This window comes from Acidocella aluminiidurans (genome assembly GCF_055383125.1).
On sequence record NZ_AP031589.1, the window covers coordinates 2,833,211 to 2,859,006 of the forward strand.

28 protein-coding genes are annotated in these 25,796 nt (G+C 65.2%); 22 read left to right on the forward strand and 6 right to left on the reverse strand.

The window, feature by feature from the left end:
* Positions 1-15 precede the first annotated feature (15 nt).
* The 12 genes from flgG (at position 16) to ACZ46S_RS14030 (ending at position 10,555) form a co-directional block, all read left to right on the forward strand.
* Positions 16-810: a flagellar basal-body rod protein FlgG gene (gene flgG, locus ACZ46S_RS13975; protein ID WP_008494050.1), complete on the forward strand. Its 795-nt coding sequence runs from the start codon at positions 16-18 to the stop codon at positions 808-810.
* Complete coding sequence (locus ACZ46S_RS13980; RefSeq protein ID WP_464062203.1) at positions 807-1,481, forward strand: flagellar basal body L-ring protein FlgH; 675 nt, start codon at positions 807-809, stop codon at positions 1,479-1,481. Before flgG ends, ACZ46S_RS13980 begins: the two co-directional genes overlap by 4 nt.
* Complete coding sequence (locus ACZ46S_RS13985) at positions 1,481-2,584, forward strand: flagellar basal body P-ring protein FlgI (RefSeq protein ID WP_464062204.1); 1,104 nt, start codon at positions 1,481-1,483, stop codon at positions 2,582-2,584. Before ACZ46S_RS13980 ends, ACZ46S_RS13985 begins: the two co-directional genes overlap by 1 nt.
* A complete protein-coding gene (locus ACZ46S_RS13990; RefSeq protein ID WP_464062205.1) occupies positions 2,581-3,447 on the forward strand; it encodes a glycoside hydrolase family 73 protein in 867 nt (288 codons plus the stop codon). The genes ACZ46S_RS13985 and ACZ46S_RS13990 overlap by 4 nt, the downstream gene beginning before the upstream one ends.
* Positions 3,444-5,378 (forward strand): FlgK family flagellar hook-associated protein, encoded by a 1,935-nt coding sequence (locus tag ACZ46S_RS13995; protein ID WP_464062206.1) that lies wholly within the window; start codon positions 3,444-3,446, stop codon positions 5,376-5,378. Before ACZ46S_RS13990 ends, ACZ46S_RS13995 begins: the two co-directional genes overlap by 4 nt.
* Before the next feature lie 9 nt (positions 5,379-5,387).
* Positions 5,388-5,858 (forward strand): flagellar basal body-associated FliL family protein, encoded by a 471-nt coding sequence (locus ACZ46S_RS14000; protein WP_464062207.1) that lies wholly within the window; start codon positions 5,388-5,390, stop codon positions 5,856-5,858.
* A 6-nt stretch (positions 5,859-5,864) separates the two neighbouring features.
* Entirely contained in the window at positions 5,865-6,134 is a 270-nt protein-coding gene (locus ACZ46S_RS14005) for a flagellar biosynthetic protein FliO (protein WP_464062208.1), read from the forward strand.
* Positions 6,127-6,858: a flagellar type III secretion system pore protein FliP gene (gene fliP, locus ACZ46S_RS14010; protein WP_464062209.1), complete on the forward strand. Its 732-nt coding sequence runs from the start codon at positions 6,127-6,129 to the stop codon at positions 6,856-6,858. The genes ACZ46S_RS14005 and fliP overlap by 8 nt, the downstream gene beginning before the upstream one ends.
* Positions 6,858-7,133, forward strand: a complete 276-nt coding sequence (locus ACZ46S_RS14015; RefSeq protein WP_464062210.1) for a flagellar biosynthetic protein FliQ — start codon at positions 6,858-6,860, stop codon at positions 7,131-7,133. The genes fliP and ACZ46S_RS14015 overlap by 1 nt, the downstream gene beginning before the upstream one ends.
* Complete coding sequence (locus ACZ46S_RS14020; RefSeq protein WP_464062211.1) at positions 7,124-7,891, forward strand: flagellar biosynthetic protein FliR; 768 nt, start codon at positions 7,124-7,126, stop codon at positions 7,889-7,891. The genes ACZ46S_RS14015 and ACZ46S_RS14020 overlap by 10 nt, the downstream gene beginning before the upstream one ends.
* Entirely contained in the window at positions 7,884-9,002 is a 1,119-nt protein-coding gene (locus tag ACZ46S_RS14025; RefSeq protein WP_464062212.1) for an EscU/YscU/HrcU family type III secretion system export apparatus switch protein, read from the forward strand. The genes ACZ46S_RS14020 and ACZ46S_RS14025 overlap by 8 nt, the downstream gene beginning before the upstream one ends.
* 134 nt (positions 9,003-9,136) lie before the next feature.
* Positions 9,137-10,555, forward strand: coding sequence for an APC family permease (locus tag ACZ46S_RS14030; protein ID WP_295739615.1), 1,419 nt, complete (start codon positions 9,137-9,139; stop codon positions 10,553-10,555).
* Positions 10,556-10,688: 133 nt separating this feature from the next.
* Here ACZ46S_RS14030 and ACZ46S_RS14035 read toward each other — a convergent pair whose 3' ends face one another.
* Entirely contained in the window at positions 10,689-11,024 is a 336-nt protein-coding gene (locus ACZ46S_RS14035) for a (2Fe-2S) ferredoxin domain-containing protein (protein WP_464062213.1), read from the reverse strand.
* A 56-nt stretch (positions 11,025-11,080) separates the two neighbouring features.
* Here ACZ46S_RS14035 and ACZ46S_RS14040 point away from each other — a divergent pair, with 56 nt between their 5' ends.
* The 3 genes from ACZ46S_RS14040 (at position 11,081) to ACZ46S_RS14050 (ending at position 15,546) form a co-directional block, all read left to right on the forward strand.
* Complete coding sequence (locus tag ACZ46S_RS14040) at positions 11,081-13,045, forward strand: thioredoxin domain-containing protein (protein ID WP_464062214.1); 1,965 nt, start codon at positions 11,081-11,083, stop codon at positions 13,043-13,045.
* 111 nt (positions 13,046-13,156) lie between these two features.
* Complete coding sequence (locus ACZ46S_RS14045; RefSeq protein WP_464062215.1) at positions 13,157-14,842, forward strand: class I SAM-dependent methyltransferase; 1,686 nt, start codon at positions 13,157-13,159, stop codon at positions 14,840-14,842.
* A gap of 158 nt (positions 14,843-15,000) precedes the next feature.
* Positions 15,001-15,546 carry a GNAT family N-acetyltransferase gene (locus ACZ46S_RS14050; RefSeq protein WP_464062216.1) on the forward strand — a complete coding sequence of 182 codons (546 nt, stop codon included), beginning with the start codon at positions 15,001-15,003 and terminating at the stop codon, positions 15,544-15,546.
* A 161-nt stretch (positions 15,547-15,707) separates the two neighbouring features.
* Here ACZ46S_RS14050 and ACZ46S_RS14055 read toward each other — a convergent pair whose 3' ends face one another.
* Both ACZ46S_RS14055 and ACZ46S_RS14060 read right to left on the reverse strand, forming a co-directional pair.
* Positions 15,708-16,253, reverse strand: a complete 546-nt coding sequence (locus tag ACZ46S_RS14055; protein WP_464062217.1) for an N-acetyltransferase family protein — start codon at positions 16,251-16,253, stop codon at positions 15,708-15,710.
* 263 nt (positions 16,254-16,516) lie between these two features.
* Positions 16,517-17,515: an isopenicillin N synthase family dioxygenase gene (locus ACZ46S_RS14060; RefSeq protein WP_464062218.1), complete on the reverse strand. Its 999-nt coding sequence runs from the start codon at positions 17,513-17,515 to the stop codon at positions 16,517-16,519.
* A gap of 48 nt (positions 17,516-17,563) precedes the next feature.
* Here ACZ46S_RS14060 and ACZ46S_RS14065 point away from each other — a divergent pair, with 48 nt between their 5' ends.
* Positions 17,564-19,054: a xylulokinase gene (locus ACZ46S_RS14065; RefSeq protein WP_464062219.1), complete on the forward strand. Its 1,491-nt coding sequence runs from the start codon at positions 17,564-17,566 to the stop codon at positions 19,052-19,054.
* Positions 19,055-19,236: 182 nt separating this feature from the next.
* Entirely contained in the window at positions 19,237-19,968 is a 732-nt protein-coding gene (locus ACZ46S_RS14070; protein WP_464062220.1) for a hypothetical protein, read from the forward strand.
* Between the two features lie 45 nt (positions 19,969-20,013).
* Here ACZ46S_RS14070 and ACZ46S_RS14075 read toward each other — a convergent pair whose 3' ends face one another.
* The 3 genes from ACZ46S_RS14075 to ACZ46S_RS14085 form a co-directional block, all read right to left on the reverse strand.
* Positions 20,014-20,373, reverse strand: a complete 360-nt coding sequence (locus ACZ46S_RS14075; RefSeq protein ID WP_464062221.1) for a hypothetical protein — start codon at positions 20,371-20,373, stop codon at positions 20,014-20,016.
* A 144-nt stretch (positions 20,374-20,517) separates the two neighbouring features.
* The gene (locus ACZ46S_RS14080) at positions 20,518-20,928 is read right to left on the reverse strand and encodes a hypothetical protein (protein WP_464062222.1); all 411 of its coding nucleotides are present in this window, start codon (positions 20,926-20,928) and stop codon (positions 20,518-20,520) included.
* A 125-nt stretch (positions 20,929-21,053) separates the two neighbouring features.
* Complete coding sequence (locus ACZ46S_RS14085; protein ID WP_464062223.1) at positions 21,054-21,836, reverse strand: DODA-type extradiol aromatic ring-opening family dioxygenase; 783 nt, start codon at positions 21,834-21,836, stop codon at positions 21,054-21,056.
* A gap of 147 nt (positions 21,837-21,983) precedes the next feature.
* Between ACZ46S_RS14085 and ACZ46S_RS14090 the strand changes: the two genes are divergently transcribed.
* From ACZ46S_RS14090 to ACZ46S_RS14110, 5 genes are read left to right on the forward strand one after another with little or no spacing between them, the layout of a single operon-like run.
* Positions 21,984-22,538 carry a NifU family protein gene (locus tag ACZ46S_RS14090; RefSeq protein ID WP_295743980.1) on the forward strand — a complete coding sequence of 185 codons (555 nt, stop codon included), beginning with the start codon at positions 21,984-21,986 and terminating at the stop codon, positions 22,536-22,538.
* A 15-nt stretch (positions 22,539-22,553) separates the two neighbouring features.
* Positions 22,554-23,138, forward strand: coding sequence for a malonic semialdehyde reductase (locus tag ACZ46S_RS14095; protein ID WP_464062224.1), 585 nt, complete (start codon positions 22,554-22,556; stop codon positions 23,136-23,138).
* On the forward strand, positions 23,135-23,776 hold the full coding sequence (tsaB, locus tag ACZ46S_RS14100) for a tRNA (adenosine(37)-N6)-threonylcarbamoyltransferase complex dimerization subunit type 1 TsaB (protein WP_464062225.1): 642 nt from the start codon (positions 23,135-23,137) through the stop codon (positions 23,774-23,776). The genes ACZ46S_RS14095 and tsaB overlap by 4 nt, the downstream gene beginning before the upstream one ends.
* Positions 23,773-24,207: a GNAT family N-acetyltransferase gene (locus ACZ46S_RS14105; RefSeq protein ID WP_464062226.1), complete on the forward strand. Its 435-nt coding sequence runs from the start codon at positions 23,773-23,775 to the stop codon at positions 24,205-24,207. The genes tsaB and ACZ46S_RS14105 overlap by 4 nt, the downstream gene beginning before the upstream one ends.
* Before the next feature lie 43 nt (positions 24,208-24,250).
* A complete protein-coding gene (locus ACZ46S_RS14110; RefSeq protein WP_295743968.1) occupies positions 24,251-25,753 on the forward strand; it encodes a Ppx/GppA phosphatase family protein in 1,503 nt (500 codons plus the stop codon).
* Positions 25,754-25,796 lie beyond the last annotated feature (43 nt).

Below are 25,796 nucleotides of genomic sequence, written 5' to 3' on the forward strand. Positions count from 1 at the left end.
ATTTGGAGCCGTACCATGAACCACGCATTGGACACGATCGCCACCGGCCTCGCCGCCAGCCAGACGATGATGAACACGATCGCCGATAATCTCTCGAACGTGAACACGACGGGGTTCAAGTCCGAAACACCGGAATTCCAAACCTTGCTGTATCAGGACGGCATTCAGCCCGGCGCAAATTCAACCGGCCAGACCGTCTATCCCTCCGGGCTCGAAATCGGGACCGGCGTGAAGGTTGCGTCGGTGAAGGATACCTTGACCCAGGGCGCACTGACCAGCACCGGCAACCCGCTCGATCTGGCGATCAACGGATCCGGCTATTTCCAGGTCTTGCTGCCCAACGGTCAAACCGCCTACACGCGCGATGGCGCGTTTCAGCTCAACGCCACGGGCCAGCTCGTCACCTCATCGGGCTATCAGGTCCTCCCCAACGTCACCATTCCCAGCAATGCCACCTCGGTGACGATCGGGACGGATGGAACGGTTTCCGTGACATTGCCCGGCTCCTCCACCGCCTCGCAAATTGGCCAGATCCAGCTGGCGAATTTCGTCAACCCGCAAGGGCTGCAGCCGCTGGGCGGGAATCTGTATGCGTCCACGACCTCCTCGGGCACCGCCGTCAATGGCGCGCCGCAGAGCAACGGTCTTGGCTCCGTCAACCAATCCTATCTCGAAGCCTCGAATGTGGATGTCGTGCAGTCGATGGTGAACATGATCTCGGCCGAGCGCGCCTACCAGCTCGGCACCCAGGTGGCCAGCGCCATCGATAATCAGCTCAACTATCTCGCCCAGGCGGCGGCCGGCGCATGAAGCGTCTGCTGCCCGTTTTGCTGCTTGCCGGCTGCCAGACGATCGCGGCGCCGCCGCCCAGTCTGGTCAAACCGGCGGCGTTTCCGGTGGCAGCCTTGCCGCCGGTCGCATCGCAGGACGGGTCGGTTTTTCCGGCATCCACAATGGGCTCACTTTACGAGCCGCGGCGCGACTGGCGGATGGGCGATCTCGTCACAATCGACATCGTCACCAGCAGCACCGCGAGCAATACCGACAACGCCGCTCTGAAGCGGACCGGGACGCTGAACGATTCCATGACGAGTTTCATGGGAATTCCGATGAGCTTTGGCCATATCAATGGCGGCAGCCTCGCGCCTTCCATCGGCGCCACGTCCGATCAGGAATATACCGGAACCGGCGCGGCGAGTGCGGCGAATAATATTTCCGGTCAGGTCGAGGCGGTTGTCACCCATGTCGACGCCAATGGCATTCTCGCTCTTGAAGGCCGTACCAACGTGAACATCAATGGCAATGTGATTTCCATCGTCGTCACCGGCTATGCCAGCCCGGACGATATCGCCGCCAATACCACCATCAGCTCGAATCAGGTTGCCGATATGAACGTGCAATATGTCGGGATCGGGCCAATCAACGGCGCGCATCAGCTGCCTTGGCTGCAGCGCGTCCTTAACAAGATCGCGCCGTTCTGATGCGAAGCTGCGTCGCACCTTTTCTGGCGCTCCTGATCTTTGCCGGTGGCAAGGCCTTCGCCGCCGGCGATACGACGACCATCGGCCAGCTGGTATCCGTCGCCGGCGCGCCCAGCAACCAGCTTTATGGCTACGGTCTGGTCGTCGGCCTACCCGGCACGGGCGACCAGACGACCCAGGTTCCCTACACGCAGCAATCCATCCTCAACATGCTGCGCAACATGGGCATCGCCTTGCCGAATGTCTCAACCATGCAGCCCAACGATGTCGCCTCCGTGATGGTCACGGCGGAAGTTCCCGCCTTCGCGCATTCCGGCCAGCATGTGGATGTCACCGTCTCCGCGGTCGGGAATGCAACCTCACTGGCCGGTGGTGTGTTATTGCCAACGCCGTTGCGCGGCGGCAATGGCGTTGTCTATGCCCAGGCGCAGGGGCCGCTGCTGGTCAGCGGATTCGCAGCGAGTGCCGGTGGAACATCCGCCAGCGTGAATGTGCCGACAGTCGGCAGCTTGCCCGGCGGCGCCATCCTGGCCACGACGATTCCCGCCACCTACGCGATCAACGGCGCCGCCGCGCTGCTGCTCAACCAGCCCAGTTACCAGACCGCCCAACAGATCGCGGATGTCATCAATCGCTATGATGCGGGCGCTGCCACCGCCGTTTCGCCCGGTGAGGTCGATCTCTCCGCCCAGGGCCAGGATGCGATGCGCTTCATGGCCAATGTGCTCGCCTTGCCGATCACCCCTGTCGGCCAGGCGCCGACCATCGTGGTGGATGCGCAAAGCGGTACCATCGTGATGAATGCCGGGGTCACGTTGGGTCCGGCCGTTGTCAGCCACGGCGATCTGACCGTTACCATCCAGACGCAAAATAGCGTGAGCCAGCCAGGGCCGTTTTCCAATGGCTCGACCGTCGGCGTACGCAATACGGCGGTCAACGCCAAGCAGAGCAAGGCGCAGGTCATCAATCTGCCCCGTGCCGCGACGTTGCAGGATGTGGCCGCGGCGTTGAATGCGGTGGGCGCCACCCCGCAAGACCTGATCGCCATCATCCAGGCGCTGAAGCAAGCCGGCGCCATCAACGGAACCATCAAGGTGATATGATGATCGAGGCACGCACCGCCCTAAATGCCGCCACACCCGCGCCAACCAGGCCGACGCAGAAGGAGGCGATGCAGCATCTGACCGGGTTGCTCTGGTATCAGATGCTCAGCGCGCTGAATGAAACCGGCATGGATGCGTCCACGCTGGGTCAGGGCGGCAGCGATTTCCAGAGCATGTTCCTGTGGAATCTCGCGCAGAACGATTTTGGCAAATATGATGCTCGGCTGCTGCAGGCCGCGCAGCGCCAGATTGGCGGGCAGGCGCTGCAAACCCCGGTCCCGGCCGCCTCCACCGCTTCCGTGCTTGCCGCCATGGGCGCGCCGGCGCCGGTCGATGAAACCCCGTTGGCACCGCCGCTCCAACCAACCCCCGGCTCTGAACAAGAGCTGGATCAGGCCACGAATTTTGCCAAATCCATCTGGCCGCAAATCACCGCGGCCGCGCAGGCGCTCGGGGTGCCGGCGGTGGCGGTGCTGGCGCAAACGGCATTGGAAACCGGGTGGGGGGCTGCGGCACCCGGCCATAATCTGTTCGGCATCAAGGCCAAGCCTGGCCAATCCGGCAGCCTGCGGGCGACGCATGAAATCCAGAATGGCGTGGCGGTCGCGCAGGACGCGGCATTTCGTGATTATACTGATTCCACCGCCAGCGTTTCGGATTATGTCGGCCTGATCCAGTCCAACTATCAGAGTGCCACGGGCCAGGGCAGCGTCGCCGGATTCGCGCGGGCCCTGCAGGATGGCGGCTATGCGACGGACGGCCAATATGCGGAAAAAATCATGAAAATCGCGCAATCGCCTTTGATGAGCGCGGTGCTGCAGTCGGTCGGAGCATCATCTTTGAATAGCGGAGCGCAACCATGAGTGGTCTCAACAACGCCATCAATGCCGCTTTGTCCGGGCTGCAGCTCTTTGAGGCCGGCATTTCGACGGTTTCCAATAATCTCGCCAACGCCAATACCGCCGGCTACACGGTGGAAAACGTTGACGCGCAAACGGCGCAGGCGGCGGCTGGGCAGCCAGGCGCGGGGGTGCTGCCCGCGCAGATCACACGCGCCGCCTCCGGCTTTGCGGCGTCTCAACTGCGAACGGCGAACAGCGCCAGCGCCGCCGCCAGCGCACAATCCACGGCTCTGACCGACATTTCCAACGCCCTGACCAATAACGGCAATGTGCAGACGGCGATTAACCAATTTTTCTCCGATATTGGCAGCCTCGCCGCCAGCCCCTCAAGTTCCGCGCTGCGCCAGACGGTTTTGTCGGATGCCGGCAATGTCGTCGGAACCTTCCAGACCGCCGCGACCAGCATCGCCAGCGTCGTCTCCGGTCAGCAGGCGGGGCTGAGCTCGAATGTCACCGCCGCCAACCAGATTTTGCAGCAGCTCAGCAATTTGAACAAATCCCTGCAGACCGCGCCAAATTCACCTAGTCTGCTGGACCAGCGTGATTCCGCTTTAAATGCGCTGTCGCACTATCTGCCCGTTAATATTATTCCGCAAAGCGATGGCGGGGTGGTGGTGGCCACGGGCGGCACCGTGCTGGTGGATCAAAGCGGCGTGCAGGCGCTGGCGGTGGCGGAAAACGCCAACGGCCAAACCACGCTGAGTGCTGGCGCGAATCAGATGAAGCTGACGCTGGGCGAATCCGATGGATCGCTCGGCGCCACCCTCGCCAACATCGCCGCGGGCGGGCAGGCGACGCAGTCTCTTAGCGCATTGGCGGTGGTGTTTGCAGCGCAGGTGAACACCGCCCAGGCGCAGGGCCTAACACCAACCGGCACCAGCGGCACGCCGATTTTTTCCGTCCCGGCACCCAGCGTCGCGCCCAGCAGCGGCAATAGCGGCAGCGCCGTCATCACGGCGAGCCTGAGCAATGAAGCGGCTCTGCCGGCGAATGGCGGGCCCTTCACCCTAACCTACAACAGCGCAAGCGGCTGGAGCGCCGTGGATCAAGCCAACGGCCAGAGCTACACGGTCAGCGGCACGCCGCCGGCTTTTGCCGGGCTGGCGCTGAGCATTTCCGGCACCGCCAATAATGGCGACAGCTTCACCGTCAATCCCGCCCCGGGTGCCGCCAATGCCATTGCCGTTGCCGCGACAACCCCCAACGATATCGCCGCCGCCGACCCTTATGTCGCGACCGACGGGACGCTGCAAACAGATGGGTCCGTTATCAATAAGAATGCCGGGACCATCAATGTCGGCACGGATTCCGTGACCACCAGCCCCGCCAGCGGCAGCGCCGTGGTGCCGGCCAGCTATTACGGACAAAATCTGCTGCTCACCTTTACCTCTGCCAGCGCCTATAATGTTTCCACGGTGGCCAGTCCCGGCACAATCATCGCCAGCGGCACGCTGGGCAGCAATGGCGGCAATCTCGCGGTGGCCTACCCGTCCGGTCTGGCGTCCGGGCAATATTGGAATTTGCCACTCACCGGCGCGCCGGTGGCGGGAGACACGCTGAGCCTGAGCCCCGGCGGCAGTGCCAGCGGCAGCAATGCGCAGCGTCTGGCCAATCTATGGACCACGACCGGAACCACCAGTTCCGGTACGCTGGAGCAAAGTTTCGTTGGATTATCGACGGATTTGGGCGCCAACGCCGCCGCCGCGCAGGCGCTGGCGACATCGACAGCCTCGCAGGTCACCACCGCCACCACCAACCTCGCCACCATCGCCGGGGTGGATAGCAACCAGCAGGCGGTGCTGATGACGAATTACGAGCAAGCCTACCAGGCGGCGGCAAAGGCCATCAGCGCCGCCAACACGATGTTTGATTCATTGCTGAATGCGATTTGAGGAGTTGCGATGAAGAAGATCATTCTCGGCGCGGTCGGCGCGCTGGTGCTCATCGGTGGCGGCGGTGGCGGCGCGCTGCTTTATATGAAAATGACCAGCCACCACGGCCCCGCCGCCCATCCGAAACCCCCGCCGCCGAAGCCGCTCCTCTTTGGCACGCTGGAGAATATGGTGGTGAGCGTGCCGCTGGATTCCAGCGGCCAGGCCGGGCAGGGCTTCGTGCAGATTTCCATCCAATACGCCACCACGGATCAGAAGGCGATCGACAGTTTCAACGCGCTGCTGCCCATCATCAAGGCGGAGACGATCACGCTTTTGATGAAGCAGACGGCGAAGCAGTTGATGGACCCTGCCACCCATGACGCGCTGACGAAAAGCTGCGTTTCGCTCGCCAACCAGGTGCTGGACAAAAATGCCGGCTTCACCCCGCCGGATCCGTTCACCGCCGCCTACATCACCAACCTTGTGCAACAGGATTGAGCCAAAATGGGCACGGAAACAATTTCCGCTGCGGCTTCCACCATCGCGACCTTACTGATCCTTCTGGGCTGCCTCGTGGCAGGCGCCTTTCTGCTGCGCCGCCTGCGCGCCAGGGCCGCGCCGGCGGCGGCGAACATGCCTCTCGCCATTCTCGCCGCCCGGGCGCTGGGCGGGCAGCAAAGTCTCGTCATCGCGCAGGCGGGCGGGCAGGTCTTGCTGCTCGGCGTCGGGCGCGGCGGCATCGCCTTGCTCAGCCGGCTCGATGCCGATGAATAAGCCCCTGGCCTATGCCGCGCCGCTGCTGCTGGCCGGTGCCGCGCATGCCGCGCCGGCGGGGCTCACCATCGTCAACACGTTGGCGAAGAATGGCGGCGAAGCCTACTCGCTGGATGTGCAGAGCTTGCTGGTCATCACCACGCTCGCCTTCCTGCCGGGGTTGATCCTGCTGATGACGAGCTTCACCCGCATCATCATCGTCCTCTCCATCATGCGCCAGGCGATCGGGCTGCAAACCACGCCGCCCAACATGGTGCTGGCGGCCTTGGCCTTGGCGCTCTCCGTCTTCGTCATGCGCGGTGTCATTCAGCAGGAGCAGGACAAGGCCCTGCAGCCCTATCTCGCCGGGCAGATCACCTTCTCCGAGGCCATCGCCGCCGCGCAACCGCCGGAGCGTGATTTCATGCTCGCGCAAACCCGCAAGGCGCCGCTGCATCTGTTCGTCGATCTCTCCGGCCAGCATTATGCGTCGCCGCGCGATGTGCCCTTCACCGTGCTGGTCCCGGCCTTCGCCACCTCGGAGCTGGAGACCGCCTTTCAGATCGGCTTTCTGGTCTATATTCCCTTCGTGCTGATCGATCTCGCGGTCGCCTCCATCCTGATGTCGCTGGGCATGATCATGGTCTCGCCCACGCTGATCTCCTTGCCGCTGAAATTGCTGGTCTTTGTCTCCATCCATGGCTGGGTGCTGGTTTTAGGCACGCTGGCCAATAGTTTCGGCTGATGCCGCTTTATCTGTACTTGCTGCAACATGCCTTTTCGCTGGCGCTGGCGGCGTTGTGGCCCTGCGTCGCGGTGCTGCTGCTGGTCGGCATCGTCACCGCCATCATCCAATCGGCCCTGCAGATCGAGGATGCCACCTTCGCGCTGCTGCCCAAAACCATCGCCATGGCCGGGCTCGCCGTTACTGGCGGCTTCGGCGCGGTGGCGATGTTCGAGGCGCTGGCGCGGGAATTCATCATGCGCGCGGCTTTTCTGGTGCATCAGCCATGGTCTTAGACGAACAGACCGTGATGCTCTGGTTCGGCCGCTTCCTCTGGCCGTTTCTGCGCATCACCGGGCTGTTTCTCACCGCCCCCTTGTTCGGCTCCGCCCTCATTCCCAACATGGTCAAGGCGCTGCTGGCCGGCGCGTTGGCCCTGGCGCTCGCCCTCTGGCTGCCGGACCTGCCCGCCTACCCGGCGGACCCGGCCCGCGCCATCCTCACCGGCTTTGAGCAGATCGCCTATGGCGCGCTGCTCGGCATGGCGGCGCAGATCGTCCTCGCCGCGCTCTCCTCCGCCGGCGAGATCATCGGCGAGGCGATGGGGCTGTCCTTCGCCACGCTGCAATTTCGCGATGCGCCGGGGGCCAGTTCGGTGCTGGCGGATATCATGCAATGGGCCGGGCTGCTCGGCTATATGGCGGCGGGCGGGCCGGTTTGGCTGTTCATGGCGCTGGCCCATTCCTTCGCGCATGGCGCCGGGCTGGCGCCGCTGCAAGGCTGGGGGGCGCTGGCCGGCATGGGCGGGGTGGTGTTCTCCGCCGCGCTGGCGCTGGCGCTGCCGGTGCTGGCGGCGGGGTTCTGCGTCAACCTCACCGTTGGGCTCGCCACCATCTTCGCCCCCAGCCTCAACCTGCTCTCCGTCGGCTTTCCGTTGCTGATTCTCGCCGGGCTCTGGGTGCTGGTCGGCATGGTGCCGGCCGTTGGCGTCGCCATTTCGCATCTCACCGCCCAGTGCATGGCGCTCGTCGCCGGGTTGATGCCGCATGGCTGAAGGGGCGGGCGAGAAGAAGCACGCCCCCACCGAGCGCCGGCTGCGCCAGGCGGCCGAACGGGGCGATGTCAGCCGCTCGCAGGATCTGCCGAGGGCCGCCATCATCGTGCTGTTCACGGTGCTGGCGCTGGTGGCGGCGGGCGGGCTGGGGCTGCGCCTGCTGGATCTGTTCGCGGCCGGGCTGGCGCGGGCCGGCACCGCGCCCTTGCCGGCGGCGCTGGGGCTGGCCGGGGGCGTGTTCTGGCGGCTCTTCCCCTTGCTCGGGCTCATCGCCGCCATAGGCGCGGCGTCCAGCCTCGCCTCGGGCGGGTTCGTCTTCGCCCTCAATCTGCTGGCGCCGGACATCTCCAAATTGCTGCCCCAGGCCGGGTTTTCGCAGATCATTTCCAGCCATGGCCTGGCCGAACAAGGCAAATCCGTGCTGAAGATGGCGGCCATCGCCCTGGCGGGGGCGGTGGCGATCCTCTCGCGCCGGCAGGATTTCACCGCCCTGGCCTGGCTGCCCCGCCCCGCCGCCAGCGCCTTTTTCGCGCTGGCCACGCAATGTTTGAGCCTCATCTGCCTGGTGCTGGCGCTGCTGGCGGGGGTGGATTTCGCGGTGCAGCTCTGGCTGCACCGGCGCAAGCTGCGCATGTCGGACGAAGATATGCGCGAGGAGATGAAGGAGGCGGCGGGCAACCCGCATGTAAAATCCCGCCAGCGTGCCCTCGCCCGCAAAATGGCCCGCGCCCGGCAGATGCAGCGTGTGCCGGAGGCCAGCGTGGTAGTCACCAACCCCACCCATTTCGCCTGCGCCATCCGCTATCGCCGCGGGCAGGACAGGGCGCCGATGCTGCTGGCCAAAGGCGCCGGGCCGCAGGCGGAGGAGATCATCGCCCGGGCCCGCGGCCATGGCGTGCCGGTGGTGCAGTCCCCGCCTTTGGCGCGCGCGGTGTTTCGCTATGTGGAGCCGGATGAATATGTGCCCACCGCCCTCTACCGCGCCTGCGCGGAGGTTCTGGCCTATGTCTGGCGGCTACAGCGCTGGCGCGCCCAGGGCGGGGCGAAGCCGCAGCCGCCGAAACCGCCGGCGGGGGAGATCGAGGTCTCGCGCTGGCTGCCGGGTGCCTGAGCAGGTCAGAGGATTTGTCTATTATTTAAATCGCTTCTCACAAATAAGTTGACGGAACGTTCATTTTACCACAAGGAAACGAGACGCCCACATCCGGCGGCCGAACGTCTAACCCAAGCAGGGATCATAAAATAATGAGCACAATCTCGCGGGGCGGCGAACGCCTCAAGCGTGACAGCCTCGGGCTTTCGCAGATCATTGCCTCCACCCTCGCCAACATCGCCCCGGCGATGAGCTTTTTCTTTGGTTTCGGGCTGATCGCCTCCGGTGCCGGCGTCGGCGCGCCGTTGACCATTCTGGTCGCGATGGTGGTGATTTTGTTCCTCACCAACACGCTGGCGCAGTTTTCGCGCTATCGCCCCAGCACCGGCTCCTTCGTCACCTTCATCGGCATGGCGTTTGGCCCCTGGGCGGGGGCGGCGGCGTCGATCTTCGTCGTGGTCGGCTATTGCATCGCCGCCTCCTCGGTGGTGGTGATCTCCGGCGGCTGGGCGGCGCAGACGCTGCAGACCTTCCTCGGCATCAATATCCCCTGGCAGGTGCTGGCGATTATCGCGACCGCCATTGTCGGGCTGCTGGTCTCGCGCGGCATTTCGCTCTCCACCACCTGGGCGGCGATCTTCTTCTATTTCGAGCTGATCCTGCTGGTCGTCGGCGCGGTGATCATGCTGGTGGTCAATCGCGGCTCGATCTCGATGGCGCCCTTCACCATCGCCGCCGTCACCGGCGGCTGGAAGGGCATCGGGCTCGGCTTCCCGCTGGCGATTTATTTGTTCATCGGTTGGGAGAATTCCGCGATGCTGGCGGAAGAAACCACCAATCCCCGCCGCAACGTGCCGCGCGCGCTGATCGTCGGCACGCTGTCCATCGGCATTCTGTACATGTTCCTCTCCTTCGCGACGGAGACGGCCTTCCATAACGATGTGAAGGCGATCACCAACTCCTCGCTGCCTTTCGTGGACGCTTTCAAGGCCTCCGCCGCCGGCATCCTCATCATCGCCTATCTCGCGGGCGTGACCTCGATTTTCTCCTCGTTGATCGGCCTCACCAACGCCCAGGCGCGCATCCTGTTCTCCTCCGCGCGCGAGGGGCTGCTGCCGCCTTTCTTCGGCAAGATCCACCCGCAGCACCGCACCCCGCACGCGGCGATGTGGACCTATATCGTGGTGGCCTTGGTGATCGTGCTCGGCTTCGGCACGTTTTACAATATCGATCCGGTGACCCTGTTCGGCGATACCGGCACGCTGGGCACCATCCCGGTGGTGGTCACCTACCTGCTCACCAATCTGGCGCTGCCGGTCTATATGCTTCGCTATCACCGTGAGGATTTCAACGTTTTCACGCATCTGATCATCCCCGTGCTCGGCACCTTGTTCATGCTGATGCCGCTTTGGGGGCTGATCGAGCCGGGGCAGCCTTATCCGTTCAACCTGTATCCGAAGCTGGCGCTGGGCCTGCTGGTGATCTCGGTGATTTACGGGGTGCTGCTGGCGAAATCCAAGCCGGATCTGGTGCAGCGCATCGGCTCCTACGTCGCCGACGAAGAGTATTAAAAGTTTTTGCGGCTGTGGGGACTTTTTTCAAAAAGTCCCCACAGACGTTTGGGGCGTTGGCAACGAAAGTGCCAACGCCCCAAACGTCTTCGCCGCTTTTTTGAAAAAAAGCGGCACCAAAAAACTTTTTAACTTAAGGCAGCATCTTGTCGCGGGCGCGGCCCTGCTCAACCAGGTGCTTCTCGATCACCTCATCCACCGCCTCGAAACTATCCAGCTTGTACCAGACCCCTTCCGGATAAAACACCGCACAGGGCCCCAGCTCGCACCGATCCAGGCACCCCGCCTGATTGACGCGGATGTTTTTCAGCCCCAGCTCCTTCACCCGCACCTTCATATAATCGCGGATCTTCTCCGAGCCCTTGCTGGCGCAATCGCCCCGCGGATGCCCCTCCGGCCGCCGGTTGCCGCACACAAAGATGTGCGTTTCAAAATAAGGCGCCGGATCGCCCTGCATTCTTTCACCCAAAGCTGGTTCTCCTGTCTGTGCGCCCCTATGTAGCGGTTCAACCAGGAGAGAGCCAAATGACCAACCGCCTGCAGGACGCCTCCTCCCCCTATCTGCTCCAGCACAAGGATAACCCCGTGCACTGGCAGCAATGGGGCGAGGCCGCCTTCGCCGAGGCCAAGGCCCGCAACGTGCCGGTGCTGCTCTCCATCGGCTACGCCGCCTGCCATTGGTGCCATGTGATGGCGCATGAGAGCTTCGAGAATGAGCAGATCGCCGCGCTGCTGAATGAGCGCTTCGTCGCCATCAAGGTGGACCGCGAGGAGCGCCCGGATATCGACCAGACCTACATGGCCGCGCTGCACGCCATGGGCGAGCAAGGCGGCTGGCCGCTGACCATGGTGCTCACCCCCGAAGGCGCGCCCTTCTGGGGCGGCACCTACTTCCCGCCGACCCCGCGCCATGGCCGGCCCAGCTTCCCGCAGGTGCTGGTCGCACTCTCCCAGGCCTGGGCGAATGAGCAGGAGCAGATCGCCCGCTCCGCCGGCGCCATCCGCCGGGCTCTGGCCGAAGCCGCCGCCACCAAGCCGGGCGATGCGCCCGGCCCGGCGCTGCTGCACGCGGTGCAGGAAGCCTTCCTGCGCGGCATGGATTGGGAGCTGGGTGGCCTCGCCGGGGCGCCGAAATTCCCGAATATCCCGGTCTTCCGCTTCCTCTGGCAGCTGGGCGATGCGCGCGGGCGCGAGGCGGTGCATCTGCTGCTGGAGCGGATGAGCCAGGGCGGTATCTATGACCATCTCGGCGGCGGCTATGCCCGCTACGCCACCGACGAAGCCTGGCTCGTGCCGCATTTCGAGAAAATGCTCTATGACAACGCGCTGATCCTGGAGCTGCTGGCCTACGCCCAGGCGGACAAGCCGAACGCGCTCTACGCCGCCCGCGCCCGCGAGACGGTGGGCTGGCTGACGCGCGACATGGAAGCCGAAGGCGCCTTCGCCGCTTCCGAGGATGCCGATTCCGAAGGCGAGGAAGGCAAATTCTACGTCTTCACCCGTGCCGAGATCGAGGCGGCCCTGGGGGAGGAGGCGCGGTTTTTCGAAACCGCCTACCCGATGCCGGCCTCCGGCAACTGGGAAGGGCGCATCATCCTGGAGCGCCGGCTGCCCTTTGACGGCGATGAGACCCGCCTGGCCGCCTGCCGCGCCAAGCTGAAGGCGCTGCGCGACACCCGCATCCGCCCCGGGCGTGACGACAAGATTCTGGCGGACTGGAACGCGCTGACCATTGCGGCCCTGGTGAAAGCCGGGATCGTCTTCCAGGAGCCGGGCTGGATCGCCTTGGCTGAGCAGGTTTTCACCACGCTGATCCAGGCGATGGGCCAGGAGGATGGGCGCATCGCCCATGCCATGCGTGGCGGCAAGATCTCCGCCGCCGGGCTGCTGGAGGACCAGGCGGCGATGATCCGCGCCGGCATCGCCCTCTACCAGGCCACGGATAAGAGCGCCTATCTGGCCCTGAGCGAGGCCATCCTCACCGCCACCGAGGCGCGCTTCGGCGATGGCGAGGGGGCGTTCTATATCTCCGCCGACGATGCGCAGGATGTCTACGCCCCGCGCGGCCGCGCGATCCAGGATGGGCCGACGCCGTCCGGCACCGGGATGATGGCGGAAATCTACGCGGCCTTGTTCCACCTCACCGGCAAGGACGAGTACCGCGCCAAGGCGGAGGCGGTGTTGCGCGCCTATGGCGGCCGGGCGCGGGCGCTGACCAACGCCCCGGGGCTGCTGGGGGCAGCGGACCTGCTGGCCAATGCGGTGAGCGTGGTGGTGACCGGCGGGGCGGAGGATCTGGTGCGTCTGGCCTTGGCCGCGCCGGACCCGAAAGTGCTGGTGCTGCGCGGCGGCAAGGTGCTGGCGCCCGAGCATCCGGCCTTCGGCAAGCCGGGGGATCTGCGCGCCGCCTATGTGTGCCGCGGCAATGTTTGCGGCCTGCCGATGGAGGGTGCGGAAGTTTTACGCCAGGAGCTGCAATGTTCCACGTGAAACAATTCTGAGGCCGGAATTCAATAACGTTGCGTTAGTCCTTGAAACGGGCCGGTCTTGCCAGGGGGCGGGCCGGCCCGTAACCATGCCGGCCTGCAGGGAGCAGCCGCAATGACCGAGACGATCAGGATCAGCCGCAACGCCCAGATCACCTGGCGCCACGGCCAGACCCTTAGCGCGCGCTGCCGCAATTGCGGCCATGCGGGCGAGATGGCGCTGGTGCTGGAGGAGGATTTCAAGCCGCCGCGCAAGCATTTCCTGATCAATCTGCTGCGCTGCCCGGCCTGCACCGCCTGTTTCACCGACATCGTCCCGGATCTGGATTATGGCGATAACGCCTTGGTGGCGCTGGGGCTGCCGGCCTATCTGGCGCAGGTGGGGGCGGGGCTGTGGCCGATCGCCGCCCAGCTGGCGCGGATCGACAAGCCGGCCGGGTCGCGTCTGCTGGAAATCGGCGGTGGCTACGGGTTCGGGCTGGATATCGGCGTGCATGGGCTGGGCTGGCAGGGTGTGGGCTATGATCCCTCGCCCTTCGGCGCCTTTGGCCGGCGCGAGCTGGGGCTGGATCTGCGCGCCGATTATTTCACCGAGGCGCAGCTGGGCGAAAGCTGGGACGTGATCGCGGCGACGGAGCTGATCGAGCATCTGCCGGACCCGCCGGTCTATCTGCGGCTGATGCGCCAGGCCATCGCCCCGGACGGGGTGATGCTGCTGACCACGCCGGATGCGGCGACGGTCACGCCCGGGCAATCCACCGGCAAGCTGGTCTCGGCCCTCGCGGTGGGGGCGCATCTGGTGCTGCAGACCGGCGAGAGCCTGACCCAGGCGCTGCAGGCGGCGGGGTTCGCGCATGTGCGGATCATGCGCGATGAGACCGGGCTGATCGCCTATGCCTCGCCGGCCCCGCTGGCTTTGCGCGAAGGGGCGGGGCGGGCGGTTTATCGCGCCTATCTGGCCAAACGCGCGGGGGAGATGGCATTGGGCACCGACACCCAGCTGGGCTTTGCCGGGCGCGGGCTGTTCGATGCCACCATCGATGGCGATTATGCCGCCGCCGATGCAGCCTGGGCGGCGTTTGAGGCCGGGGTGGCGGCGCGGTTTGGGCGAATGCCGGAGACGCTGCCGGAGGCGGCTTTGCAGGCAAAACTGCCGGCGCTTTCCGCGCTGATGCCGCTGGGGCTGGGCCAGGCCTTGTTTGCCCGCGCCATGTCCCGCCTGGCGCGCGGTGAGGCGCGGCCTGGGTTGGAGGCGATGTTCAGCCTGTCCGCGCGGGCGGCGCGGGCTTTGTGCCAGGCGATGGAGCAGATGTCCCAGCGCGACCCGTTCGCGGAAAATATCGCGTCTCTGTCCCAGCGCGAGGCGCTGCTCTGCGCCGCCGAGGCCGGGGATGCGGCGGCGCTGCCGGCCTTGCTGGCGCAAGGCGAGGTCGCCGCCGCCTGGCGCGGCTTTGTCGGGCTGGTGAATGCGGGGCGGCGGGAAGAGGCGGTGGCTTTGCGCGCGGCCGGGCTGGGGGAGCTGCCGCCGGAAGGGCTGGAGCTGGGCCTGCGCCAGGATGGGGCGTTTACCGCCGGGATGCTGGCGCTGCAGGGGCAGGATTTTCCCCGCGCCGTGGCGGCTTTCGCAGCGCTACGATTGCTGTTGCCGGAGGCTGCGCATCCGCTGCGCTGGCCGGGGCTGCGGGGTGAGGTGATTGCGCTGTTCGGGCTCGGGCAAGGGGCGGAGGCGGTTGAGCTGTTGCGCGGAATCGTAGCGCTGCATGACGGGGCGCCGGAGGATTTGTTGCAGCATTTGGGGTAGGGGGCATGTTTATGGGCGGCGGCGGCAAGGTTGCCGCGCCGGGAGGAAGCCGAGGGAGGTCGGCTTCCTTCCGCTTTCGACCCAAAGCAGCCGTCCGGCGATCTTTCTCTTTCCGCCAAATAAGGACAAAGTGACTGCGTAAATATAGGATCGGCTGAATGACCCGGCACTTTGTCGAACCATCGGAGCTTTATTCAAAATCTTTCGTGGAAGCCTTGCGCGAAGGACTGTTCATTGAGCCGTGGGCCGAAGATGAAATAAATGCGGTTGAAAATGACTTTGGGGCTTGGCGTAGCAAGAGCCTTGATCTCTCAAAGCCGGTTATCTTACCTGATGGCTCTGAAGTCCGTCGCGTACCGCAGACTACGCGGTGGCTGATTGAATCCGGCCGATTTATCGGTCTCTGTGGTGTCCGGCACTTCCTTACAGAATCACTTGAAAGTTACGGCGGCCATATAGGCTATGCTCTGAGAATTTCTGAAAGAAAAAAGGGCCTTGGTCGTTTGCTTCTCATTGAAGGACTGCGGATCGCTTCGGAACTCTCCCTACAAGACGTGGTTCTTACTTGTAATGCAGATAATCTTCCTTCTATTCGGCTCATAGAGTCATGTGGTGGTAATCTGGAGCGGGTTGTGACGTTACCTTTTCGCGATATCCCTCACAATATCTACCGAATTACCCTAGCAGGTGCAGTGGTGCCGTAAATAGTTAAACAGCTAGGTTCAATGTCAACTAGGGCATTAAACGACGCACAAACCGGACCGACCGCTTACCCCCTTTTGCGCTTTCCCAGCACCACGGCTCTAATAAGCGAAACGGCGGTGCCCACCGAGTCTGGGCGTTTGAAAGAGTGCCAGTGCACGCCTCAATGGCACAAAAGCGTCAGATCACGCCAGCCAAACGCCAGCTCGTTAAGTGTGGCGTTTTGTCTTGCATCCGTTTTCTCGCCGGCTAACGTGCCGCCAAGATGTTCATAAAAGCCACGGGCTGTTGTGTTTTCGCGCAACACCCATAGCGCCACTCCCTGAAAATCCTGCGTCCTCAGAGCCTGCGCCATTTGTGTCATAAGCGCGCGCCCCAGTCCTAAACGCTGATGCGACCGCAATAGATAGATTGTGCCGATCTCGGCACCAAAACCTAACTGTGCAAGCCCCTTGTCACGCTGCGCCCCACAAGCGCCAAAACCGACGATTTGCCCATCCACGTCCGCGACATAAACGCCGGTTGCCCCGGCTGCCGCCGGGGCAGTAAGGATTTCACGCCACATTCCGGTTCTCGCTGCAACGGACAGATCCGCCAACATCTCCGCGGGAAGCAGGCCTACATATGTCTCACGCCACGCCGCGACATGCACAGCGGCGATCGCGGCGGCATCGCCCAAATTTGCGCCGCGAAGCTGGATGGCACTCATCGTCCCTCACCCTTGAAATGGTCGCCATTGCAGCATGGCACCGAATAGCGGGCAGGCAAACATCCTTCTTAACGCACGATGCTATTTTCTGCGGGGGCGCGGCCTATTCCGCTTCCAGTTTAAAAACCGGCTGAACAATGCTTTGGCTTTTCGCGCCTTCAGACGGTCAAAGCTGTTCTTCCTCTGCAAACCAGCAGCTTTTGCCGGCCGGCAATTGCCGCCGTGCGGGCTGAAAGCCTTGTCGCCTCCGCCTTCGAGAAATTTCAGCCCTTCTCCTGGTGATATTTAAAACTCGCATTGATCATATCCAGCAAATGCTGCCCCGCCGTGGTCGGGGGATATTTCGGCGTCTCGCCCGGTTTCAGGCAGGTCGGCAGGCATTCCACCGGGGCGTAGAAATCCGGGTCGAAGAAGAAGGGCAGGGAGTAGCGCTCCTGGCCGGAGATGTTGATGACCCGGTGCGGGGTGGAGCGGAAGACGCCGTTGGTCCAGCGCTCCATCATGTCGCCGATATTCACCACGTAGGTGCCGTGGATGGGCGGGGCGTCGAGCCAGGTGCCGTCCAGCCCCTGCACCTGCAGCCCGCCGGCATCATCCTGGTGCAGCAGCGTGAGGCAGCCGAAATCCGTGTGCGCGCCGGCGCCCAATTGCGCCTCGGTGATGCGGCCCTTCTGCGGCGGGTAATGCAGCGGGCCCAGCGTGGTCATGGTGATGCCGAGCCAGGGCGAAAAATAATCCTTCTCCAGCCCGAGCGAGACGGCGAAGGCGCTGAGCAATAACGCGCCGAGATCGACCATCTTGTCGTAATAGCCCTGCATCACGCTCCGCCAACCCGGCAGGTCCGGCCAGACATCCGGCCCGTGCAGCGGCAGCCCGGCCTTCACCCGCTCATGGTCCGGGGGCAGGTCGCGGCCGATTTTGAAGCCTTCCTTGAAATCGCCTTGCACCTGTTTGGCGGGGTCGAGATTTTCGCCGCCGAGGCGAAACCAGCCGCGATGGCAGGCGGATGTCTCGATCGCGGATTTTTCCTTCTCCGCCAGCGGCAGCGCGAAAAACCGCTTGGCCTGGGCGTAGACTTCGTCGATCTCGGCCTGCGCGATGCCGTGGTTTTTGATGTAGAAAAACCCGATCTCGCGGCAGGCCCGGCCGATTTGCGCGGCCGGGGAGAAATCCCCGCGCAGCAGCGGGGCGATGTCGATCACCGGGATCGCATCCAGATGGGCGGGGGCCAGGCCGGGGGCAAGCTCTATGGTCTTGGGCATGGGGGCGATGCTAGACCCGGGAGCGTTTTGTTTCCAGGAGCCATCGCCATGCCGGATTCATATTTGCTGGGCATCGATCTGGGGGCGGGCAGCCTGAAGGCGAGCCTGATCAGGCCGGATGGGACGCTCATTGCCGAGGCGGCGGCGCCGGTCACCACGCAGATCCGGCATTTCGGCTGGGCGGAGCAGGACCCGGGGGAATGGGTGGCGGCCATGTCCCAGGCGGTGCGCCAGGTGGTGGCGGGGATCGAGCCGGGTGAGATTGCCGGGATCGGCATCTCCGCCGGTGCCCATATTCCGGTGCTCACCGATGCGGCCGGCGCGGTGCTGCGCCCGGCGATCATGTGGAGCGACCAGCGCGCCGCAGCCCAGGCCGCCGCCTTGCACGAAAAAGCCGGGGCGCGGATCATCGCCACGTCGCTGAACCGGGTGAACCCGACCTGGACGCTGGCGATGCTGGCCTGGCTGTTCGAGCATGAGCCGGAAGTGATGCGCCAGGCCAGGCGGCTTTATCTGGCCAAGGATTTTCTGCGCCATTGCCTGACCGGCGGCTGGGAGACGGATTATTCGGACGCGGTGGGCGCGCTGCTGGCGGATGATGAGACCAGGAGCTGGTCCTCGGCTTTGGCCGGGCTGATCGGGCTGGATATGGGCATTCTGCCGCCGATTGTCCCGGCGGAGCAGGTGGTGGGGCGCGTGACCGAGGCGGCGGCGGCGCGCACGGGGCTGAAGCCCGGCATCCCGGTGATTTGCGGCTCCAACGATACCACGGTGGAATTCTTCGGTGTCGGCGGCAATGCGCCGGGCATTGGCGGGGTGAAGCTGGCGACGGCGGGGGTGCTGTTTCTGGCCACGCTGGGCAAGGCGGTGCATCCGCCGGTTTCCTGTTATCCGCATATTCTCCCCGGGCTGTATTACACGGCCACGGGGACCAATAGCTGCGCCTCCGCGCATCGCTGGGTGCGGGATCTGATGTTTGCCGAAGGCGGGTTCGCGGCGATGGATGCGCTGGCCAGCGCGGCGCCGCGCGGGGCGGGGGGGCTGCTGTTTCACCCTTATCTGCAGGGCGAGCGCGCGCCCTATTGGGATCCGCTGCTGCGGGCGGATTTCATCGGCATGACGATGGCGCATGGCAAGCCGCATTTCGCCCGGGCGGTGTATGAGGGCATCGCCTTTTCCATCCGCGACCTGCTGGGCGCGGCAAGGGCGCTGGGGCTGGATTTCTCCACCATCCGGCTGATGGGGGGTGGGGCGCGGAGTGCCTGCTGGCGGCAGATCATCGCCGATGTCACCGGGCTGGTGATCGAGCGGACGCAAGCGGGGGATGCCTCGTTCGGCGCGGCGCTGCTGGCCGGTGTCGGGGTGGGGCTGTTCGCCAGCCCGCAGGAGGCGATCACCCGCGCGGTGCGGCTGCGGGACGTGACGATGCCAAACGACGAGGCCGGGCGCTTCTACGACCAGCTTTTCGGGCTGTATAAGGAGGCGCAGGCGGCGCTGGCCGGGATCAATCACCGGCTGCACGCGCTCACCCAGGGGTAGGGGGCGATGGCGTTGGATTGACCCGCCTTGCGGGTCAATCCAACGTCTGAATCGCCCTCTAACTTATGATATGGAGCCGGTGACGGTTATTTCATGACAGGGTCCGGCGCGGCGGCCGCAATCGCGCCATCATCAGGCGGTTTGCTGCGCCATGGTTTTGTCCTGGTTTTTCGGAGGGTTGCGTGAACATCGTCAAATACCGCTATTACCAGCCGCGTTTGGCGCCGCGGCGCACGCGCGTCGAGGTGCCGGGCTGGGGCGGGGAGAAGGTGCCGCGCCAGGATGGCGCGCATGAGCAGGGCTGGCATTGCCTGCCCTTCGTGGAAGGCGCGCAATATGGCGTCGAGCTTTTCTACCCTTACGAGACCGAGCTGCGCGTGCGCCATGAGAATGGCGCCTTCCAGTTCGAGGGGGATTTCGGGCCGCCGCCCACGCCCGGCCTGCAATGGCCGCCCTTCCGCAGCTTCGGCGAAGGGTTTTATACGCTGCAATTGCTGCTGGATTTGAAAGTGCCGGAAGGCATGGCGGTGCGCGCCGAGCCGCATCCGCGTTATTATCTCAGCCCCGCCGACGATGTGCCGCTGGCGGTGCCGGCGCTGCTGCGCACCTCCTGGTGGCCGATGATCAATTTTGTGGTGTTCAAGGCGCCGCCGAAAGGTTTGGTGCATGTCTTCCGGCCGGGCGAGCCCTTCATGCAGCTCTGCATCGTCCCGGCGGAACCGGATTTCGCGCTGGAGCCGATGGGTGAGGAAGAGGCGGCGGAGCGGGAGATGCAGTCTCGCCGGATTCATGCCAGCCGCGAGACGCTGGGGCGGGATACGCGCTGGGTCTCGGCGACGCATACGGTGTTCGATGGCACCTACCGGCGCATTCTGGGCGCGGCGCGGGCCCGCGACAAGGCGGCCGGGGATTGAAAAAAAGTAGGGGGCTTTTTCGCAAAGCCCCCTGCTCATATCAGCTTAATTGTGGATCACCACGCCGACGCCGGGGGCGAGGAGGACCGCGCCGCCTTGATGGTGATGATGGTGATGATGGTGATAATAGCGCGGCGGCGGGGGTGGCGGCGGCCGGTGATGGTGATAATGCGCATGATGATGGTGATGGTAGTTATCGTGCCAATCGATGCGCGTCACGGCTTCCCGGTTTTGCGCCATCGCCGCGTTGCTCTCCCGCAGCGCCGCGACCGGGTTGGCCACCGGCTGCAACAGATCGGCATAGGAATTCACCTGCATCGCATTCGCGGCCTGGGCCGCGCCGCCGGCGCCAAGCGCGGTGGCGCCGGCAATGGCGCCGAGCAGGCCGGCTTTTTTCGTGTCCATCGGAATCTCCTGTGAAGAGAAAGTCTCGATTGTAACGTCGGCAGCCGGGCGTTGGATTTGAAGGCGTCACTGCATCGTGAAAGATGAACGATGCGGCGAGGCTTCATGAATAAACCGCAAGCTCGGCCGCCAGGGTGGGAGCGGTCAGTTGCCGATCACCACGCCGAAGCCCGGCGCCCCGATAAACACGCCGCTGTGATGATGGTGGTGATGATGGTGGTAATAGTACACAGGCGGCGGGGGCGGCGGCGGGTAATAATAAGCGTGGTGATGATGGTGATGGTGATAGGCCCAGGGCGGCGGGTAATGCGCATGGTGGTGATGGTGGTAATGATCATGCCAATCGATGCGCGTCACGCCCGCCGGCGGCGCCTGGTTGCGCGTCGCCATCTCCTGGTTGCTGGCCTGCAGCGCCGCGACCGGGTTGGGCACGGGCGTCAACAGGTCGGCATAGGATTTCACCTGCATGGCGTTCGCCGCCTCGGCGGCGCCGGCACTGCCCAGGGCGGCCATTCCGGCCAGCGCGCCGGCCAGGCCGGCTGTTTTGCCATTCATCTGACGACTCCTTGATGTTGAAATCAGGAGTGTAAGATCATCGGCCCGGATGGCGTTTTCCAGCCGGAATCAAGCCGAGATCATGGCACTGACGTTTAATTTGATGAAAAACTCTTAAGAAAACCTCAGGCGAAGGCGTAGGCATCCATGCGCATGAAGCCATATTCCACCGAGCTGTGCAGCCGGGTGGGGGAGAGATTTGGGCCGCCCGCGCCGAGGGCGACATGCAGCGGCAGCAGATGCTCTTCCGTCGGGTGTTCGGCGGCGGCGTGCGGGGCGAGGCGGCGGTAATCGCACAGCGCCGCGATATCCCCGGCGACGATCCTGGCATCCATCCAGGCGGAGAATTCCGCCACGTCCGGGGTTTCCGGGGCGTCCTGGGCCGGGCGGCCATGGCGGAAGCGGCGCAGATCATGGGTGAAGGTGCCGGAGGCGAAGATCAGCACGCCCTCCTCGCGCAGGGGCCGCAGCGCCTCGCCGAGGGCGACGTGATGGGCGGTGCCGGCCTGGGTCTGCACCGAGAGCTGGATCACCGGGATGTCCTCGCCGGGATAGGCGAGCTTCAGCGGCACCCAGGCGCCATGGTCCAGCCCGCGCTGGCCATCCACCCCGCAGGCCTGCCCGGCTTTCTCCAAAAGCTGGGCCACCCGCCCGGCCAGCTCATGCGCCACCGGCGGGTTGTAATGCTGGGCGTAGAGGGCGGGCGGGAAGCCGTAGAAATCATGGATGGTCTCATTCGCCGGCGGATTGCTCACCGCGGGAATGTCGGTCTCCCAATGCGCGGAGACAGCGAGGATGGCGCGCGGACGGGGCAGCAGCGCGCCGAGGCCCGCCAGGAAATGCCGGGCGGGTGTGTCTTCGAGGATGGTCATGGGCGAGCCATGGCTGATGAACAAAGCCGGGAGCATGGGCCTAGACTGGACATGAAAGCGCCTCTGGGGCAAGCGCTTTGCAAGGCTGTCCGTCCAGTCTCCGCTTGCCAGGGGCGCTGAAAAGGACAATCTACGAGCCAGTATCAGGACCAGACCAGTCCGCTTTGCGGATGGAGGATTGCAATGTTTATCGAAACCGAAGGCACCCCTAACCCGGCAACGCTGAAATTCCTGCCCGGCCAGAGCATTCTGGGCGACAAGACGGCGGATTTCGCGGATGCCGACGCGGCGCTGATCTCGCCGCTGGCCGAGGCCCTGTTCGGGCTGGATGGCGTGGCGCGGGTGTTCCTGGGCGGGGATTTCGTCGCCGTCACCAAGGATGACGCCACCGCATGGCAGGCGCTGAAGCCGCAGGTTCTGGGGCTGCTGATGGAGCATCTGATGGCGGGCAAGCCGATCCTGCGCGAGGGCGTCGCGCTGGAGGACGAGGATGTTGACCCGGCGGACCAGGAGATCGTCGACCAGATCAAGGAGCTGCTGGATAGCCGCATCCGCCCGGCGGTGGCCGGCGATGGCGGGGATATTATCTTCCGCGGCTACCGGGACGGGGTGGTCAGCCTGAAGATGCAGGGCGCCTGTGCCGGTTGCCCCTCCTCCACCGCGACGCTGAAGCATGGCATCGAGAACATGCTCAAGCACTATATTCCGGAAGTGACCTCGGTTACACAGGCGGCGTAACCGTAAGGAGGCACAATGGCTCTGGATGACGCGGCGCTGGAAGCGCTGTTTACCAACGCGCGCACCCATTCATCCTTCAGCGCCGAGCCGGTCTCCGACGAGGCGCTGAAAGCGCTCTATGATCTGGCGAAATGGGGGCCGACCTCGGCGAATTGCTCGCCGGCGCGCTTCCTGTTCGTGCGCACGGATGAGGGCAAGCAAAAGCTGCGCCCCTGCCTGTCGGGCGGCAATATCGAGCCGGTGATGGCCGCGCCGGTGACGGTGGTGGTGGCGTTCGACCCGCATTTCTACCTGAAGCTGCCAGAGCTTTATCCGGATGCGGATGTGAAGCCCTGGTTTTCCGGCAATCCGGACCTGGCGGAAGAGACCGCGATGCGCAACTCCTCCATGCAGGGGGCCTATTTCCTGCTGGCGGCGCGCGCCCAGGGCTTTGCCACCGGGGCGATGTCCGGCTTCGACCGCACCAAGCTGGACCGGGTGTTTTTCAATGAAAATGGCTGGAAGTCGAATTTCCTGATCAATCTGGGCCATCCAGCCGGGGAAGAGCTGCCGCCGCGCCGGCCGCGCCTTGGCATTGGCGAGGCGGCTGATTTCGCGTGAGTCTGATCGCGCTTGACGCGTCCGGCCCGCGCGCCGTGCTGGCGCGTCTGGCGCCGGACGGGGGCGTGCAGGCGCGCTGGAGCGCGCCGCTGAAACCCGGCCTGATCGAGACGCTGCCGCTGCTGCTGCAAGAGGCGGCGGCGGGGCGGGAGATTTCTGACATCGCCATCTGCACCGGGCCGGGGAGCTTTACCGGGCTTCGCACCTCCATCGCGCTGGCGCAGGGGTTTGCGGCGGGGCGCGGGGCCAGGCTCTGGGGCATTGGCGCGGCGCAGGCTTATGCGCAGGGCGCGCCAGGGCTGCGCCGGCCCTTATGGATTGCGATTCGCGCCCGGCGCGGGCGGCTGTTTCTGCTGCGCGACGGGCAGGCGCTGGCCTGCGCGGATGCGGAGCTGCCCAGCCCCGACCAGCCCGTCGCCATTGGCGGGCCGGAAGCGCCTTTGGCGGCCGCCATCCTCGCCGCGCGCGGGGCGGATGTGATGCTGACCGATCTGCGTCTGCTGGAAGCCGAATGGGTGGGGCGCGCGGCGCTGGCGCAGCGCGCGGCGGGCCAGGCCCCGGCCCCGGCCTTGCCGCTTTATGTCGATCCGCCGGAGGCCAAGCTGCCCGCCGCCGGGCTGCGCCCCGCCCCGCTATGAGCGCCATCTTCCGCGCCGGGCCCGCCCATGCCGCGATCATGGCGGCGCTGCACGCCCAGGCTTTCGACCATGATCCGTGGGACGAGGCGGCCTTCGCCGCGCTGCTGCCGCAGCCGGGGATGCTGGCGCTGCTGCACGAGGCGGGCGGGCTGCTGCTGATCCGCCAGGTGCTGGACGAGGCGGAGATCATCACCCTAGGCGTCGCGCGCAAGCGCCAGGGCATCGGCCGGGCCCTGCTGGCGGAGGGGCTGGCGCGGCTGCGGGCTTTGGGGGTGGCGACGTTGTTTCTGGAGGTGGCGGTGGAGAATGAGGCCGCCATCGCGCTCTATGCCGGGTTCGGCTTTGTGGAAAGCGGGCGCCGCCGGGCCTATTATGAGAATGGTGGGGATGCGTTGATGATGCGGCGTGACGAGCCGGGCCGGCAGTCATGAAAGCTTATCTTTGTCCCGCCGCCGCGTTGAGGGAGAGTGATCCATGGACCAGATGAGCCGATCCGAGCAGAATGCCGCGCCCTTCCGGCGGGCGGTGGTGGATCTCGGCTCCAACTCGGTGCGGCTGGTGGTCTATGAGGGCGAGCTGCGCAACCCGATGCAGATTTTCAATGAGCGCGCGGTGCTGCGGCTGGCCAAGGGGATGACCAGCACCGGGCGGCTGAAGGATGAGACGCTGGCCCAGGCGGAGACGGTGCTGCACCGCTACGCCGCCATCGCCCGCGCGATGGGGGCGAGCCCGGTGGAGGTGCTGGCCACCTCGGCGGTGCGCGATGCCGAGAATGGCCGCGATTTCGTGCGGGCGGTGATGAAGCGCCTGCCGGATCTGCGGATTTCCGTGCTCTCCGGCGAGCAGGAGGCGGCGCTTTCGGCCGAGGGCGTGCTGTGCGGGATTCCCGGCGCGGATGGGATTCTGGCGGATCTGGGCGGCGGCTCGCTGGAGCTGATCCGGCTGCAGGCCGGGCAGGTGGGCCAGGCGGCGACGCTGCCGGTCGGCGTGATCCGGCTGGCGGAGCGGGCAGGCGAGGATATCGGCCGGGCGCGGGCGGTGATGATCGAGGCGCTGGAGAGCGTGCCCTTCACCGCCGAGGCCGCTGGCAAGGATCTGTTCCTCTCCGGCGGCGCCTTCCGGGCGCTGGCGCGAATTCACATCGCCCAGACCGGCTATCCGCTGAATATTGTGCATCATTACACCATCAACCGGGACGAGGCGCGGGATCTGGCCGGGGTGGTGAGCGAGGGCGGGCGCAAGCTGATCGAGCGCATGCCCGGCGTGCCGCGCCGGCGGATCGAGGATCTGCCCTATGCGGCGGTGATTTTGCGGCGGCTGCTGCGCTCAACCGGCGCGGCGCGGGTGGTGTTTTCCGCCAACGGGCTGCGCGAGGGCTGGTTCTCCCGGCTGCTGCCGGCGCAGATCCGCGCCGAGGACCCGCTGCTGGCGGCCTCGCGCGATCTGGTGCGGGGCATGATCCGGGATGTGAATCTGCCGAAGGCGCTGGTGATCTGGACGCAGCCTCTGTTTCCGGAGGAGACGCCGGCGCAGAAGCGGCTGCGGGAGGCGGCGTGCTGGCTTTCGGACATTGGTAGCCACGAGCATCCGGAATATCGCGCCGAGCAGGCCTTCATGCGGGTGCTGCGCCAGGCCGGGATGAGCCTGGACCATCATGCCCGCGCCTTCCTGGCGCTGGCGACGGCGGTGCGTTACGAGGCGCCGCCGGAAGCGGGCTTCCTGGCGCCGGCGCGGGCATTGCTGGATATGGGGGCGGCGCAGCGGGCGGAGACGCTGGGGACGGCGTTGCGCCTGGCCTATACGCTCTCGGCGGGGACGCCGCATCTGCTGGCGGGCACCGGGCTGGAGCTGACGCCGGGCCGGCTGGTGTTGAGCCTGGCGGCGGCGAACGGGGTGTTTGCCGGGGAGGCGGTGCTAAGGCGGTTGGAGCGGCTGGCGCTGCTGCTGGGCCGCGAAGCGGATACGGTGATTCAGTAAACCTTGTTTCGGGAAAGACGTGGGGTGTTTTTGAAAAAACACC